General features: G+C 62.3%; 11 protein-coding genes. 2 read left to right on the top strand and 9 right to left on the bottom strand.

Annotation, left to right across the window (positions count from 1 at the left end):
- Window positions 1–69: 69 nt before the first annotated feature.
- On the bottom strand, window positions 70–2559 hold the full coding sequence (locus tag CLU90_RS22080) for a hypothetical protein (RefSeq protein WP_157808879.1): 2490 nt from the start codon (window positions 2557–2559) through the stop codon (window positions 70–72).
- A gap of 640 nt (window positions 2560–3199) precedes the next feature.
- Here CLU90_RS22080 and metH point away from each other — a divergent pair.
- Together metH and CLU90_RS22070 are read left to right on the top strand one after the other, a co-directional pair.
- The gene (metH, locus tag CLU90_RS22075) at window positions 3200–6994 is read left to right on the top strand and encodes a methionine synthase (protein WP_175539387.1); all 3795 of its coding nucleotides are present in this window, start codon (window positions 3200–3202) and stop codon (window positions 6992–6994) included.
- 122 nt (window positions 6995–7116) lie between these two features.
- Window positions 7117–7488, top strand: coding sequence for an SPW repeat protein (locus CLU90_RS22070; RefSeq protein WP_092716773.1), 372 nt, complete (start codon window positions 7117–7119; stop codon window positions 7486–7488).
- A 153-nt stretch (window positions 7489–7641) separates the two neighbouring features.
- Here CLU90_RS22070 and CLU90_RS22065 read toward each other — a convergent pair whose 3' ends face one another.
- From CLU90_RS22065 to rsmB, 8 genes are all read right to left on the bottom strand, one after another.
- Window positions 7642–8922 carry an EAL and HDOD domain-containing protein gene (locus tag CLU90_RS22065; protein WP_092716771.1) on the bottom strand — a complete coding sequence of 427 codons (1281 nt, stop codon included), beginning with the start codon at window positions 8920–8922 and terminating at the stop codon, window positions 7642–7644.
- Between the two features lie 137 nt (window positions 8923–9059).
- Window positions 9060–9839: a class II glutamine amidotransferase gene (locus CLU90_RS22060; protein WP_092717196.1), complete on the bottom strand. Its 780-nt coding sequence runs from the start codon at window positions 9837–9839 to the stop codon at window positions 9060–9062.
- 77 nt (window positions 9840–9916) lie between these two features.
- A complete protein-coding gene (locus tag CLU90_RS22055) occupies window positions 9917–10174 on the bottom strand; it encodes a BTH_I0359 family protein (protein WP_077399469.1) in 258 nt (85 codons plus the stop codon).
- 150 nt (window positions 10175–10324) lie between these two features.
- Window positions 10325–10732 carry a GTPase gene (locus tag CLU90_RS22050; RefSeq protein WP_092716769.1) on the bottom strand — a complete coding sequence of 136 codons (408 nt, stop codon included), beginning with the start codon at window positions 10730–10732 and terminating at the stop codon, window positions 10325–10327.
- Window positions 10729–11448 (bottom strand): response regulator, encoded by a 720-nt coding sequence (locus tag CLU90_RS22045; RefSeq protein WP_092716767.1) that lies wholly within the window; start codon window positions 11446–11448, stop codon window positions 10729–10731. The genes CLU90_RS22050 and CLU90_RS22045 overlap by 4 nt, the downstream gene beginning before the upstream one ends.
- 98 nt (window positions 11449–11546) lie before the next feature.
- On the bottom strand, window positions 11547–13844 hold the full coding sequence (locus CLU90_RS22040) for a sensor histidine kinase (protein ID WP_092716764.1): 2298 nt from the start codon (window positions 13842–13844) through the stop codon (window positions 11547–11549).
- Window positions 13844–14404, bottom strand: a complete 561-nt coding sequence (locus CLU90_RS22035) for a DUF4390 domain-containing protein (RefSeq protein WP_232731294.1) — start codon at window positions 14402–14404, stop codon at window positions 13844–13846. Before CLU90_RS22035 ends, CLU90_RS22040 begins: the two co-directional genes overlap by 1 nt.
- 43 nt (window positions 14405–14447) lie before the next feature.
- Complete coding sequence (gene rsmB, locus CLU90_RS22030) at window positions 14448–15869, bottom strand: 16S rRNA (cytosine(967)-C(5))-methyltransferase RsmB (protein WP_092716760.1); 1422 nt, start codon at window positions 15867–15869, stop codon at window positions 14448–14450.
- Between the last annotated feature and the right edge of the window lie 137 nt (window positions 15870–16006).

The following is a 16006-nucleotide window of genomic DNA, read 5'->3' as shown; positions in this document are numbered from 1 at the left end:
CTGTGCGGTTTATGCACCAATAAAAAAGGGCTTGCCGCGGCAAGCCCTTGTTGCATCGAGCGCCCTTGCTTAGCGGCGCTGCACCTTCATCAGGCGCCCACCCACGGACGACGACAGGCTGACCTCGAAGCGGCCGCCGGCCGGCAAGGCGCTCACGTCGACGCTGGCTTTGCCACCCGTCAAGTCACTGGCGACCACCGTCTTGCGGCCATCGGCGGCCACGTGCAGCACGGCGGCGTACGGTTCCGCCTCGGCATTCCAGACCAGCGCCAGCTTGCCGCCGCTTTGCGTCGCATCGAACGTGGCATCGTTGGCGGCCGCCTTGCTGCGCCGCGCCGGGCGCTCGAGCTTGGCCAAAGCCTTGCCATTTTGCAGCACTTGCACGTCGCTGATGTCGCCCGGGTTGGCGAAGCTGACGCGGAAATGGCTCATGGCGCTGCCGCCGTGGTCGGCCACGGAGACGCCATCGAAGGGCAAGTCGATAGTCTGTCCCGACACCGTCAACACGCGCAAGGTATAAGCATGGCCGCTGCCGCTGACAGCGGCACCGATGCGCACCGACGAGGCAACGGCGGGACGCAGGCCCACGCCAGATGGCGTGATGCGGCCGGAAATGGTCAGATAGCCATGCTCGGCCACGGACATGCTGGCGGCCAGCACATTGCTGCCGGCAATCTGCGTGCTGCGTTTTTCCAGGAATTGCTGTACCCGCACATAGCTGTAGTCCGAGAACCAGGCGCCGCTGCAATAGCTCATCACATCCTTCATCGGCGTGCTGCCATACACCGCCTTGCTCAACTGGCCGATGCTGCCCGCATAGCTGCTGTTGTACAGCGGTTGCGGGCCCAGGTCGCCATTTGCATACGGGTAGTCGGTGGCCGCGCCAGCCGGGCCGCCGCAGGCAACGTGCTGCAGCGAATGATTGTGGCCCAGTTCATGCACCAGCGTAGTCAGCCATTCAGGCCAGCTATTGCCGAACGGATCGACGGAGGCAATGCTGTTGAACCTGGCGTCCAGGCCGATCGCCGCCGTGAAATCGCCATTATCGGTGCGAGAATTGACGTACGCCAGGCCAGCGGCGCGCGTGGAAGACATTTTCGGCACGAAGCCATAATAAAAGGCGCCGCTATCTTCCTGGGCACGCTTGCCGTTCAGGGCTTCCAGGGTCGGGCTCCACCAGCTGTCGGCCGTGCTGCTGCCCGTTACGCTCAGTGGGGCGCGCGTGCTAATGCTGATATTTTCCGCCGCATACGGATACACGCGGGTCAGCGCAGTACGGATCACCTCGGCGTCCGGCAGTTGCCCCACGCCATCGTCGGTGCTCAGCGGTACCAGCACCAGGTGGATTTTCGCCGCGCTGGCCACGACGGGCGCCGCTTCCTGGCTCACTTGCGTACCGTCGTTGCCCACGGCCGTCACGCGCACGCGCACGCCGGGCAGAATCCAGCCGGAAGGCAGGACGGCGCTGAAATTGCCGTTGAAACTGTAATCGCTTTTCATTGTCGGCAAGACCGACGGGCCGCTCATGGTGATGCTGCCCAGGTTGCTGCCATTGGCGGCCGTCGCATTCAAGGTCACGGCCGGGCTGGCCTGGCCCGCCTGCGTGGCCAGCACGGACACGCGCACGGCGGCCGGCTTGCCGCGCGTCAGGCGCAAGGCGGCATCGCTGGCGTTCAAATTCAGTACCTGCGCGAAATCAATGCTGCCCAGGGTAAAGGCCGATACCGTGCCCGCATTCACGGCGATGCGCGAAGCGGCCGACAGCATCACGGTCCCCGTTGCCGACGCTGGCGCGGACAACACCAGCTGGCTGGCAGTGGCGCTGACGATGACGGCCGGCGTACTGCCCACGGTCGCCGCGCTGACCTGGTCGAGATTGCTGCCCTGCACCGTCACCGACAAGGTCGCGCCGTTGACGGCCGACGTGACCGACGTCACTGCCACGCTGGGCAAGACCGTGTACGGTTCGCTGCTGATGACGTCGTTGTAGGGACCGCGCACCGTCAGCGCTCCCGTTGCCGCGCCCGCAGGCACCACCACCGTCACGCTGCCGGCTGTCTGGCTTTGCGGTGTTGCCGCGGCGCCATTGCCGAACTGCACCGCCGTCACAGCGCCCATGCCGCCGCCCGCGATTGTCACGCTGGAACCGACGCCACCCGTCGCCGGCGCGACGCCGCTCACGCTCAATGGCAGGTACACGTTCACGTTATAGCTGGTGGCCGCCGTGCCGCTGGCGCTGACGAGGCTCAAGGCGCCCGTGACCGGCACGCCCGGCATGGCCAGGGTCACGCTGCTGTCGCTGCTGGCGCTGGCGGTCACGTTCACGCCGCCCACCTGGAAAGCCGTCACGCGGCTCAGATTGCTACCCGTCACCACCAGGCTGCCGCCCACGGCGACGTTCGCCGCCGAGACGGCCGTCACGGCAGGAATCACAGCAGGAATCACGACGGGATTGCCCGACGTGGTTGCCACCACGGTGTCACCACCACCACCGCCTCCTCCGCCGCAAGCGGACAGGCCCAGCATGACAAACGATGCTACGAGCAGATGGTTTTTCATGGCTGGCAACCATGTTGGTACAGCGCGAGGCCGGGGAGGACATGGGAGAAATGTGACATATTGGTGACTTTTGGTGAGAATGTAATTTCGAAGAACCAATATTATGGGTTAATTCGATTCCTAAAGACAACTATTAATGCTTTTGATTCAATTGGTTTTGATAATAGTTAAAGTATCTGTTTGGTAATCTTTATTTTTGGAATTATTCACGTCACTCTGTATTGTCTTAAATCAAAATTATTTTCCATTGCAGCTATTGCCATTCAAATCATTAAAAATATGCTGGGATGGCGCAAATAATGTGGAAATTTTTCCACAGCCTAGAGGCCATGTCTTCCTGCCAATTTTGGCGGAAGAATTAACGTTTTGAGTAAGATTTTCAGGAATGAAATTTTCAGAAGCTGTCGTGGCGGAAGGCAATGTGTTGCAAGAAGGCCAGCCGTGGGGCGGACGGCCGCTTTTGCTTAAAACCAAAGCAGCCTGATGCCGTATAATTTTAGACCCGGTGAAATCAGGCGATTGCCACCTTCTGCCCGGCCTACCCGGCCGGCACACTCCGTCAGCTGATCCCGCTGGCCTGCAACCGCCTCGTACAGTCTTGTCGCCGCGCCGCCGCCCGTTTGCCTATTGAAAGCATGAAATGAACGATACCGTGATCCCCGCCATGTCCCCGACCGAAGCCTCCTTGCGCGCCATCCTGGCGCAGCGGATCATGATCCTCGACGGCGCCATGGGCACGATCATCCAGCAATACAAGCTCGACGAAGAAGCGTATCGTGGCGGTCCCGCCGGCCGCTTCATCGATTTCGCCGCGCCGGCCGACAGCGGCGCGCGCGAACTGTTCGTCAAGGGCAACAATGAGCTGCTGACCCTGACGCAGCCGCACATCATCCAGGAAATCCATGAGCGCTACCTGGCGGCCGGCGCCGACCTGATCGAAACGAATACCTTCGGCGCCACGACGATCGCGCAAGATGATTACCACATGGCCCACCTGGCCTACGAAATGAACGTGCAGGCGGCCAAGCTGGCGCGCGCCGCCTGCGATAAATATTCCACGCCGGACAAGCCGCGCTTCGTCGCCGGTGCCCTGGGACCGACGCCGAAGACGGCGTCGATCTCGCCCGACGTGAATGACCCGGCCGCGCGCAACGTTACCTTCGATCAATTGGTGGCCGCTTACCTGCAGCAGACGCAGGGCCTGGTGGAAGGCGGCGCCGACGTGCTGCTGGTGGAAACCATTTTCGACACCCTCAACTGCAAGGCGGCCCTGTTCGCCATCGACCTGTTCTACGAGCAAAACCCCAGCGTCGTGCGCCTGCCCCTGATGATTTCCGGCACCGTCACGGATGCGTCGGGCCGCATTTTGTCGGGCCAGACCGTGCCCGCCTTCTGGAATTCCGTGCGCCACGCGAAACCGCTGACGATCGGCCTGAACTGCGCGCTGGGCGCCGCCCTGATGCGCCCGTACGCGGAAGAGCTGGCCAAGATCGCCGACACCTTCGTCTGCATCTACCCGAACGCGGGCTTGCCCAACCCCATGAGCGACACGGGTTTTGACGAGTTGCCTGCCGACACGTCCGCCCTGCTGCGCGAATTTGCCGACGCGGGCTTTTTGAACATGGCCGGCGGCTGCTGTGGCACCACGCCCGAGCACATCGCCGCCATCGGTCAATTGCTGTCGAAAAACACGCCGCGCACCGTGCCGGCCCCATCGCACGACTTGCGCCTGGCCGGCCTGGAACCGTTCGTCGTCAACGACGAGTCGCTGTTCGTCAACGTGGGCGAGCGCACCAACGTCACGGGTTCGAAAGCGTTCGCGCGCATGATTCTCAACGAGCAATACGACGAAGCCTTGTCCGTGGCGCGCCAGCAAGTGGAGAACGGCGCGCAAGTGATCGACATCAACATGGACGAAGCGATGCTCGACTCGCTGGCCGCCATGACGCGCTTCTTGAACCTGATCGCTTCGGAACCCGATATTTCGCGCGTGCCCATCATGGTCGACTCGTCGAAATGGTCGGTGATCGAAGCGGGCCTGAAATGCGTGCAGGGCAAGGCCATCGTCAATTCCATCTCGATGAAGGAAGGCGAAGAGGAATTCCTGCGCCAGGCGAAGCTGTGCCGCCGCTACGGCGCGGCCGTGATCGTCATGGCCTTCGATGAGAAGGGCCAGGCCGACACCTTCGAGCGCAAGATCGAAATTTGCGCGCGCGCCTACCACCTGCTGATCGACGCGCTGGACTTCCCGCCCGAAGACATCATTTTCGACCCGAACATCTTTGCCGTCGCCACCGGTATCGAAGAGCACAACAACTACGCCGTCGACTTCATCAACGCGACGCGCTGGATCAAGGAAAACCTGCCGTACGCGAAGATCTCGGGCGGCGTATCGAACGTCTCCTTCAGTTTCCGTGGCAACGATCCGGCCCGCGAAGCCATCCATACCGTCTTCCTGTACCACGCGATCAAGGCGGGCATGACCATGGGCATCGTCAACGCCGGCATGGTCGGCGTGTACGACAACCTGGACCCGGAACTGCGCGAGCGCGTGGAAGACGTGGTGCTGAACCGCCGCGAAGACTCGACGGAACGCATGATCGAATTTGCCGGCACCCTGAAGGCGGGCGGCAAGGCCGAGGCGCAAACCCTGGCCTGGCGCGAAGGCACGGTGCAGGAGCGCCTGTCGCACGCGCTGGTGCACGGCATCACGCAATTCATCGTGGAAGACACGGAAGAAGCGCGCCAGGAACTGCTGCACAATGGCGGTCGCCCCATCCACGTGATCGAGGGCCCCTTGATGGCCGGCATGGACGTGGTCGGCGACCTGTTTGGCCAGGGCAAGATGTTCCTGCCGCAAGTGGTGAAATCGGCGCGCGTCATGAAGCAGGCCGTGGCCCATCTGATTCCGTTCATCGAGGAAGAAAAGCTGCTGGAAGAACAGCGCACGGGCATCGTCGCCAAGCCGAAAGGCAAGATCATCATGGCGACCGTCAAAGGCGACGTGCATGACATCGGCAAGAACATCGTTACCGTCGTTCTGCAGTGCAATAACTTCGAGGTGGTGAACATGGGCGTGATGGTGCCGTGCTCGGAAATCCTCGCGCGCGCCAAGGTGGAAAACGCCGACATCATCGGCCTGTCGGGCCTGATCACGCCATCGCTGGAAGAAATGGCGTATGTCGCCAAGGAAATGCAGCGCGACGAGCATTTCCGCATGCTCAAGATTCCCCTGCTGATCGGCGGTGCCACCACCAGCCGCGCCCACACGGCCGTGAAGATCGCGCACAACTACGAAGGCCCCGTGATCTACGTGCCGGACGCCTCGCGTTCCGTGTCCGTCGCGCAGTCACTGCTGACACCGGAGCAGCGCGACAAATACGTGGAAGACATCGAACTCGACTACGCGCGCATCCGCGAGCAGCACGCCAACAAGAAGGCCCTGCCCATCCTGCCGCTGGCGCAAGCGCGCGCCAACCGCATGGTAGTACCCTTCGACGGCGCCTGCACGCCCGTGAAACCGAAGTTCATCGGCCGGCGCGTGTTTAAAAACGTCGACCTGGCCACCCTGGCCAACTATATCGACTGGGGTCCGTTCTTCCAGACCTGGGACCTGGCCGGCCCCTTCCCCGCCATCCTGACGGACGAAGTGGTGGGCGACGCGGCCACCAAGGTGTACGCGGAAGCCCAGGCCTTGCTGAAAAAACTCATCGACGGGCGCTGGCTGACGGCCAATGGCGTCGTCTCCTTGCTGCCGGCCAACAGCATCAATGACGACGATATCGAGGTGTACACGGACGATACGCGCAGTACCGTGGCGTTCACGTATTACGGCATGCGCCAGCAGGGCGTCAAACCCGTGGTCGACGGCGTGCAGCGTCCGAACCAGTGCCTGGCCGACTTCATCGCGCCGAAGGCATCGGGCGTCAAGGATTACATCGGCATGTTTGCCGTGACGTCCGGCCTCGGTATCGAGAAATACGAAAAGCGCTTCGAGGATGCGCACGACGATTACTCGTCCATCATGCTGAAATCGCTGGCCGACCGCCTGGCCGAGGCCTTCGCCGAATACCTGCACGAGCGCGTGCGCAAGGATTTGTGGGGCTATGTGCCGGACGAGCAGCTGGGCAACGACGACATGATCGCTGAAAAATACGTTGGCATCCGCCCGGCGCCCGGCTACCCGGCCTGCCCGGAACATACCGTCAAGAAAGAAATGTTCGAGGTCATGCAGGCCGAGGAAATCGGCATGCAGCTGACGGAATCGTATGCCATGTTCCCCGGCGCGGCCGTGTCCGGCTTCTATTTTGCCCACCCGGAGTCGAAATACTTCGTCGTCGGCAAGATCGGCATGGACCAGGTGGAAAACATGGCCAAGCGCCGTGGCGCCAGCATCGAAGACGTGGAACGCTGGCTGTCGCCGAACCTGTCGTAACGCCATCGCCTTGGCCTGCGGCGCGCGGAACTTTTCGCGCGCCGCGGCGCACTAACGCAGTATGCCGGCCGGCATGCTGCATGCCCGCTCCGGCCCGTTCCCTGACTGGCTAAGGAGGATATATGGCAACCAACTTCAAATTGAAACGCTGGCAGGATCAGGTGATCCTGTTGCTGGGCCTATGGCTGATCGTCTCGCCCTGGGCCTTTTCCTATCCCGAAGGCTCGCCGCAGATGATGAACGCCATTGTCTCGGGCCTGGTGATCGCCGTGCTGGCCGCCTTCGACTTGTACAAGACCTATTTCTGGGCCGTCGTCGTCAACCTGCTCGTCGGCGTCTGGGTGGCCGCCTCGCCGTGGGTATTGCGGCTGGCCGATCAGCGCGTCGTCATGTGGAACGAGCTGCTCGTCGGCATCGCCGTCGTCGTGCTGGCCCTGTGGGAACTGCGCACCGACCCCGAGCTGCACAAGCACTGGCCTGGTGCGGCAGCGTAGCGGCGTAAAAAAGCCCTGCTACGGCGTCGCCGTGCAGGGCTGTTTTTGACGGGTCGCGTAGGTCGGATTAGCGCTTGCGCGTAATCCGACACCACAGTCATCGCCAACAATGTTGTCGGATTACGCGTGGCCTGGCGGCCGCGCTAATCCGACCTACAGTGCGTAACGGACGACGTTATCGCTCCATTCGTAGGCCGCCATTTCCAGCTCCACCAGGTCATCCGGCGACATGGCCAGGTCGCGCAAGGTCGGGACGATCTCGCCTTCCATGTCTTCGATGCGCTCGATGCATTCGGCCAGGCGCAGCAGGTCGCCGTAGAAGCCTTCGCGCGACAGCAGCGCTTCGGCCACTTCGTCGATCACTTCGATCTGGTTCAGGATTTCCGACATCGGCACGCCGAACAAGGTATCCATCAGGGACATGATGCCGACCGTAAAGGCGATATCGGCCGAGTGGGCGTGGTTCGGGCGCAGTTTATGCGCGAGCAATTCGAGCAAACGGCCGCGCGTGGTGGCCAGCATCAGCAGCGGCGTCATGCTATGGCCGCGCTTGCTTGGTTCCGCGTACAGCATGATTTGCAGCCAGCGCTGCAGCTGGCGGCGGCCCAGCACGGTGACGGCCTGGCTCAGCGAATCGATGCGCTGGCGCGCGCCCACGGCTGGCGTATTGACCAGGCGCAGCAGGTTCAGGGCCAGCGACACGTCGCGCTTGATGGCGCGCTCGATTTCCATGTTGTCGGCGTCCGACGTCACCAGGGTCATCAGTTCCATGACGGCCAGTTGCGATGGCGACAGCTTCTTGCCCGTCATGATGGCGGGCTTGGCAAAGTAATAACCCTGGAAGTAATCGAAGCCCAGGTCCAGGCCCGACTTGAATTCTTCGCGCGTTTCGACCTTTTCCGCCACCAGTTTCTTGTTTTCCTGCTTGAAACGGGGTGCCAGCGCTGCCAGCACCTTCGGGTCGACCGTGCTCATGTCCATCTTGACGTATTGCACCAGCGGTAGCAGTTCCTGCACTTGCGACGTATCGGACACGACGTTTTCCAGCGCGAAGGTGAAGCCATGGCCCACCAGTTCGCTGATGCGCGCGCGCACTTCCGGCGTGACGGGCATCGATTCGACGATTTCCAGCACGACTTTTTCACGCGGCAGGAAGACGAAGATGTCGCTCATGATCACGTCGGCATCGACGTTGACGAAACCGAGCGCGTCGCCGATGACCTTTTCCATGCCCAGCTGGGAAGCGTGGGCGATCACGGACGCCGTGGCGGACAGGTCGCTGGTAATGTTGGCGGGGCCGACCGGAGCGTTGCGGAATAGCAACTCATAGCCGAACAGGGCCTGGTTGCGGTCGAGGATAGGTTGTCGACCCAGATAGAACTCGCGCACGCGCAAGGGTTTCGGGGTGATGTCGTTGCTGGAAATATCGATCATTAACTCTTCATCAATCACGTCGAGTGACACCGGCCGCGCCGCGCCCGCATCAAGGTTCACTATTGACAATACTTTAGCTGAATTCCGCCCGCGCTGTGGGTATTTTGGCAGCAATCCAGTTTATTGTCGTCAACAAATTAGGCCGCCGGCGTGTCTTGCACCACCCCGTCGACAAATAATTTCAATTCGCCGGGCGCAAACGCCGTCCATTGTTCATTCGTCGTCAGCGGCTGGGTAACGATCACGGCCACTCTGTCCTGGGGCGTCGTTACCTGGGAAAAGTCCACGCTCAGGTCTTCATCGGAGAGTTTAGCAGTTGGGAACGGATGTTGTCGCACCAGATAGTGCAAGCTGGTCGAGCAATGGGCAAACAGGGCCTCGCCGCTCGACAGCATCATGTTGAACGTGCCGTGGGCCGCGATGCTGGGCAACAATTGCGCCAGCGCCGCATGCAATTGCGGCAAGGCCGGCGGGGCATCGCCAAAGCGCGCATGCAGCTCCTGCAGCAGGTAGCAGAAGGCCAGTTCGCTGTCCGTGCAGCCGACGGGGCGGTAACTGCCCGTCAGCACGGGATGAAATTCCTTCAAATCGCCATTGTGGGCAAAGACCCAGTAGCGGCCCCACAGTTCGCGCACGAAAGGGTGGCAGTTTTCCAGCGCCACCTGGCCTTGCGTGGCCTTGCGGATATGCGCGATGACATTGCGCGACTTGATCGGATAGCGTTTGATCAGTTCGGCCACGGGCGAGGCGATGGCCGCCTGGTGGTCGACGAAATGGCGCACGCCGGCGCCCTCGAAAAAGGCGATGCCCCAGCCGTCATGGTGGGTATCGGTATGGCCGCCGCGCATGGCGAAGCCGGTAAAACTAAAGACAATGTCCGTGGGGACATTGCAATTCATTCCGAGAAGTTGGCACATGGTCTGTTTGCAGCTGGATAACACGGCCACCATACCACGCCATCTGGCGGATTGGTATGGCGGCGATGCCCATCACATTAGTGCAACAGGACCGGCTGGCTCATGAGGGAATCGTAGCTGCCCAAAAATTCATCGATCTCTTCCATGCTGGGTTCGCTGGCGATCAATTCCGTGACGTCGCGGCGAAAGTGTTGCGCAAGGATGCCGGCGATAAACGTTTCCCGCTTGCCCCCCTTGTCGACGATTTCATAGCCGCCGAAGCGCAGGGCTTCCAGGTCGCCATCGACGCCGAATTCCACGACGCTATATTGTTCGCTGTTATAGATCAGGTTCATTTTGCATCCTTCGCTCAAGCAAGAGAAACTCTTGCGGTTTCAGGACAGAGGTGGGGTCCCTACGCCGCCATTTCAAGCGACCGGGCCACCCTGCGGGCTACAGAGTTGTAACGAGATGCAAACTGCGACTGCGGTAAGACGATCAGGAAGCTACGTTGAGGAAACAAGCAAGTCTGCTTCCAGCGCCAGCAGGACATCGTAGGGACTGGCGGTCAGCCAGGTGCGCAGCTGTTCGATGTGCGAGGCGTCGGCCAGGCTGATGAACAGGCGCGCGGGCGGATGGCGCAGCAGACGATTTAATGTTACACGCAATACGAGATTGCCGCTGCAGCACAGGCAACCGGGCGCGATGCGCAACAGTTGCAGTGGAAACGATGGAGAAGGGGAATTTTGTCCGGCCAGGTCGGCCAGGATGGCGTTGCCGTCGGCGAGCCCCTCGAGGATCACGGCGGTCGCTTGGTCAGGCTGCAAGGCTTGCGCGATGGCCGCTTCGCGCTCGGCGGCGCGGCCACCGCTGACCAGGGTCAGCGGCGTCGGATGCCTTGCGGCTGCCGTCACAGGCCTTTCTTGGCCAGCTTGCCCGGTTCGACGCCCAGCTGTTTCAGCTTGCGGTACAAATGGGTACGCTCAAGGCCCGTTTTTTCCGCCACGCGGGTCATGCTGCCGCCTTCGCGGCCCAGGTGGTGTTCAAAATACATGCGTTCGAACGCATCGCGCGCCTCGCGCAGCGGCAAGTCGAATGACAGGTTGTAGCCATGGCCTTCGGCCACCGCCGGTACGGCGATGCCTGGGCGCACCATCAGCTGTTGCGGCGCGCTGCCGCCAAAGCTGGGCACGGGATGGCTGCTTTCCTCGGCCACCACGGGCGCCGCGGGACGGGGCGCCACGCTCGGCGCACGCACGGTTTCCTGTGCCCGCGTCAAGCCTTGCTGGACTGCTTTCAGCAGTTTTTGCAAGGCAATCGGTTTTTCCAGGAAGTTCATGGCGCCGATACGCGTCGCCTCGACCGCCGTATCGATGGTGGCGTGGCCCGACATCATGATCACCGGCATGGTCAGCAAGCCATCGCGCTGCCACTCCTTGAGCAAGGTGACGCCATCGGTGTCGGGCATCCAGATATCCAGCAATACCAGATCCGGCGCACCGGCGGCACGCGCTTCGCGCGCCTGCTGCGCATTTTCGGCCAGCTGGATAGCATGTCCTTCGTCGCCCAGAATTTCCGAGAGCAACTCACGGATACCCATTTCATCATCCACTACGAGTATGTTTGCCATTCGTGTCTTGCCTTCCTCATTTCGCCGGCCGACGCGCACAAGATGTACACGGCGGACAGCTATGATTTTATTAGTGTTTTAAATACTAAACCAGACCCTCACGCCAGGAATTCCTGGGCAGGAGTGTCGGGAGCTAACTTTAACAGCAAAATGACCACCGAAGCGCCATTGCCGTCGACCCGGTTCTCGATATCGATGCGTCCGCCGTGTTCATCGATAATTTTCTTTACCATCGCCAGGCCCAAGCCCGTGCCGCGGGCCTTCGACGTCACATAGGGCTCGAAGGCGCGCGCCAGGATTTTTGGCGCGAAACCAGGCCCATTGTCCGTGATGGCCAGCCGCACGGCGATATTCACGCCGCCGTCCGCACTGCGATAATGAATTGCTTCCGTCCTTACGTCAATCCGCGGATGCGCCGAGTCCGGCGGCAGGTCGGCCATGGCGTCCTGCGCGTTCTGCAGCAGGTTATGGATCACCTGGCGCAACTGGGTCGGATCGCCCATCACCATCGGCAGATTCGGCGCCAGCAGCGGGTGGATGATGTCGCCATCGTCGCCGCGCAGGTACAGGTTCAATATCTCTTCGATCAGCTCGTTCAGGCGCAGCGGTACGAGCACGGCCGGCGGCGTGCGCGCATAGTCGCGGAAGTCGTCGACCATGCGCTTCATCGCATCGACCTGCTTGACGATGGTGGTGGTGGCGCGGCTGAGCAAGTCGGCGTCGGGCTGCTCCAGCTTGCCTTCGAGCTTCATCTGCAGACGCTCGGCCGACAGCTGGATCGGCGTGAGCGGATTCTTGATTTCATGCGCCAGGCGGCGCGCCACCTCGCCCCAGGCGATCGAGCGCTGCGCGGAAATCACGTCGGATATATCATCGAAGACGACGATGTAGCCGCTGCCCGACTCCAGCGGCAGGCGCGAGCCGCGCGCCAGCAAGGTGATGTCATGCTCGTCGGCGCTGCTGCCCACGCGGCGCGGAATCTCGATCTGCCGCTGCCAGTGCAGGCGCTGCTGGTTGCGGCCCGATGCCGATTGCGCGCTTTGCGCCGTGAAGGCGCTGATGATGGCGCCGCCAAACTCTTCCATTCCAGCAATATGCGCCAGCGGCTGGCCCACCATGCTCATGCCCGAATGCTGGAGGATGCGCTCGACCGATTCATTGCAGGTGACCAGTTTGAAATCGCCATCGAGCACCATCACGCCGGCCGACATGTTCGCCAGCACCGATTCCAGATGGGCCTTCGCATTTTGCAGGGCGGCGCGGTTGCTTTCCACGGCCGTGCGCGCATCGAGCAATTGGCGCGTCATGATGTTGAACGACTGCGTCAGGGTGCCCAGTTCATCCTTGGTGGCGACGATGGGGCGCGGCGACAGGTCGCCCTCGGCCACGGCGCGCGTGCCTTCGGCCAGCAGCAGCAGGGGCTGGGCCAGGTTGCCTGCGATCAGGAAGGCGCTGCCGATGGCGCCAAAGATGGCCAGCAGCAAGGTCAAGGTGAGGATTTCCATGTACATCTTGCGCAGCCCCACGCGCGCGACGAAACGTTCCTTGTATTCGCTGTAGGCGGCGCGCAGCACCTCGCCGTTCGTCGCCAGCTTGGGCGGCACGGCCTGCAGCAGTTGCAGGTAGCGGGGCGAAACGGACGGGCCCGGCACGGCCACCAGCACGCGCAGGCGCAGGCTGGCCGCCGTTTCCAGCGACGCTGGCAGGCCCGAGCGGAAACCGCCGCCGCCCGATTCCGTGCCGTCGTCGTGCAATTCCAGCCCTCCTTCGGCCGAGGCATAGCCGGCCGGCGAGGCCGCCTGCACCAGCATGGCCGGCGTCGGCAAGTCGGCCGCGCTGTGCGGCCCCGCGCTGGCCAGCAGCACGCCGTCGCCGCTGACGAGCATGGCGTTTTGCATGCCCTCTTCGCGCAGCAAACTCGTCAGCACGGCAGGGCCGGCCACCGGGTCGGCGCCCATTTCTTCGACGGCCTTGTGGCCCCGGTGGTCGAGCTCGACCAGGGCCGCATCGAGGCCGGCACGGCCCAGCTCAATCCCCGATTCCAGCGCCGCTTCGATCTTGACGTTGAACCAGGACTCGATGGAGTGGGAAACGAATTGTACGGAGACGAGGAAAATCACGAGGCCGGGCAGGATGCCGACGGCGGCGAACAGCATCACCAGGCGCGTCATCAGCTTGGAGCCGAACTTGCCGCTCTTGTAGCGCGCATACAGGCGGCCCAGGGAAATGCCCACCAGCGCCAGCAGCGACACGGCAACGGCCGCGTTCAGCCCCAGCAGCCAGGTGTAGTAACGGTCGAAAAAGCCGGAATTGTCGGAAGCCGACGCGAGCAGGAACAGCAGGATACTGACAATGCCGCCGCCCACCACCAGCAGATAGCGCAATGCTTGACTCACTACTCCGCCGTATACAAGAAGGTTTTTTTATTCGAAGCCAGGCGCCAGTCGCTGTTATTGAAGGCATTGACCTGTATCGGCTTGGGCAGGTAGTCGCGGTCCATGCCCATGCGCAAGGTGACGTTATACGTCTGCCCCACTTTCAGCTCGCCGCGCCGCGCCACCAGCCAGCGGCTGGGACGGCGGATCAGGAACAGCGCATCGTCGAGCGTGGGAAAGCTTTGCTGCAAGCCCCCGCCCGAGACGTGATATTGGCGCGTGAGCACGTTGTACGACAGCTTGCTGGTCTGGCGCGCCACGATGGCTTTTTCATCGAACCAGTACCAGCGGGGCCGGGTCAGTTCGATTTCCGTCGTGAAATACAGCGGCACGCCGTGCTGCACGGCATCATCGAGGTCGTGATTGAGCTCGAACGAGTACGTGGCGGCCAGCTTGTAACCCTCTTCGCCAGCTTCGATGTAGGCACGGGTGATCTCGACCATATCGGCCGCATGCGCGCGCGGCATGGTACATGCCAGCATCAGCAGCAGGGCCAGGAGTCGGAAGAGTCGTGTTGTCACAAGTGTGCCGGTAGTGTCCGTAGGATAAGTATCGACGAATCGCTCAAGCCGCATTTTTTTGGAATAGCGCATAGAACAAACCGTCATGGTCCTGCTCCGCGCTGCCAGTCGGCAACAGCTGGCCAGGCGCTGTCAATCGGATCGCATTATTGCGCACCGCAAATGCCGCCGCCTGTGCCTCTGACTCCTGCGGCCACAATGAACATGTCACGAACAGCAATTTACCATCGGGGCGCAGCATCTGCCACAGGTTGTCCAGAATTTTAGATGAAAGTGTTGCAAGTTGGAACGCGTCGCCCTTGCGGCGCAACCAGCGAATATCGGGGTGGCGGCGCACGATGCCCGAGGCAGTGCACGGCACGTCGGCCAGGATGCGGTCGAACTGCTGGCCGTCCCACCACGCGCTCGATTGCGCATCCTGCGCCTTCAGTGTCGCGTCCAGGCCCAGGCGCTCGAGGTTTTCCGCGATGCGCGGCAAGCGCTTGGCGTCCGCGTCGATGGCGGTCACGTGTACATCGGCCAGTTCGAGGATGTGGCAGGTCTTGCCGCCCGGCGCGGCGCAGGCATCGAGCACGCGCATGCCGTCCTGCAAGTCCAGCAGCGGCGCGGCCAGTTGTGCGCCCGCATCCTGCACGGAGACGACGCCCTGCTCGAAGCCGGGAATCAGAGCCACGCCGATCGGCTTGTCCAGGCGCACGGCGAACGGTCCCACCTGGCGCGCGGCAATGCCCGCCTCGGCCAGCACGGCCAGGTACGCTTCCACCGTGCTCTTGCGGCGGTTCACGCGCAGGGTCAATGGCGGCACGGCGTTGCCCGCCGTCAGAATGGCTTGCCAGTCGCGCGGATAGGCCAGGCGCAGCGAATCGATCCACCACTGCGGATAATTCCATTGCGCCAACGGTTGCTGCAGGGCCGCTTCCAGCAAGGATTTGCGCTCGCGCAAGAAACGGCGCAGCACGGCGTTGACCATGCCCTTGGCGTGCGCCAGGTCAGGGTGCGAGGTGGCGACCGTGACGGCCTGGTCGACCACCGTGAATTCTTCGTACGGCTGTTCGCCCGGTTCGGCCGACATCAGGGACAGCGCGCAGCACAGCAGGGCCGCCAGCATGGGCGGCTCGGGCGCCTTCGACGTCATCAGGCCGACCAGGGTTTCGCTGCGGCCCAGCTGGCGCATGGTGCGGTAGGAAATATCCTGGATGGCGCCGCGCGCCTGCGGGCTGGCGTTCGATTGCGTAAATACCTTGGCCAGGGCCTGCGGCAGGGCCGTGCCCGTGCGCACTTGCGCCACGGCATTGGCCGCGCCCAGCAGGCAAAACGCCAGCGAGTCGGCACGCAAATCGGGTTGGAAGCCTGGCTGCAAGACCGGTTTCAGGTCGGGATGGTAGCTGGGACGCAACTTCGGCGCGGCAGGAGCCTGGCCTGGCGCCGGCTTGGTTTTCAATTTCAGCGTGGGGCGCTTGTTCATAGTTATCCGGTGTGGCTGCGCGCGGCGGGCTGCATGAAGGCAAAGTCGCGGCCGCGCGTCATCAATAAAGGGTCGATTGTAGCGTTTGTGGCGCCCTCTGACCCAGGCGATTGCAGCGATACCTGTAAATTGCAGCA

Source organism: Janthinobacterium sp. 67, from assembly GCF_002797895.1.
Taxonomy (GTDB): Bacteria; Pseudomonadota; Gammaproteobacteria; order Burkholderiales; family Burkholderiaceae_D; genus Janthinobacterium.
This window is presented reverse-complemented; position numbering and strand designations above follow the sequence as displayed.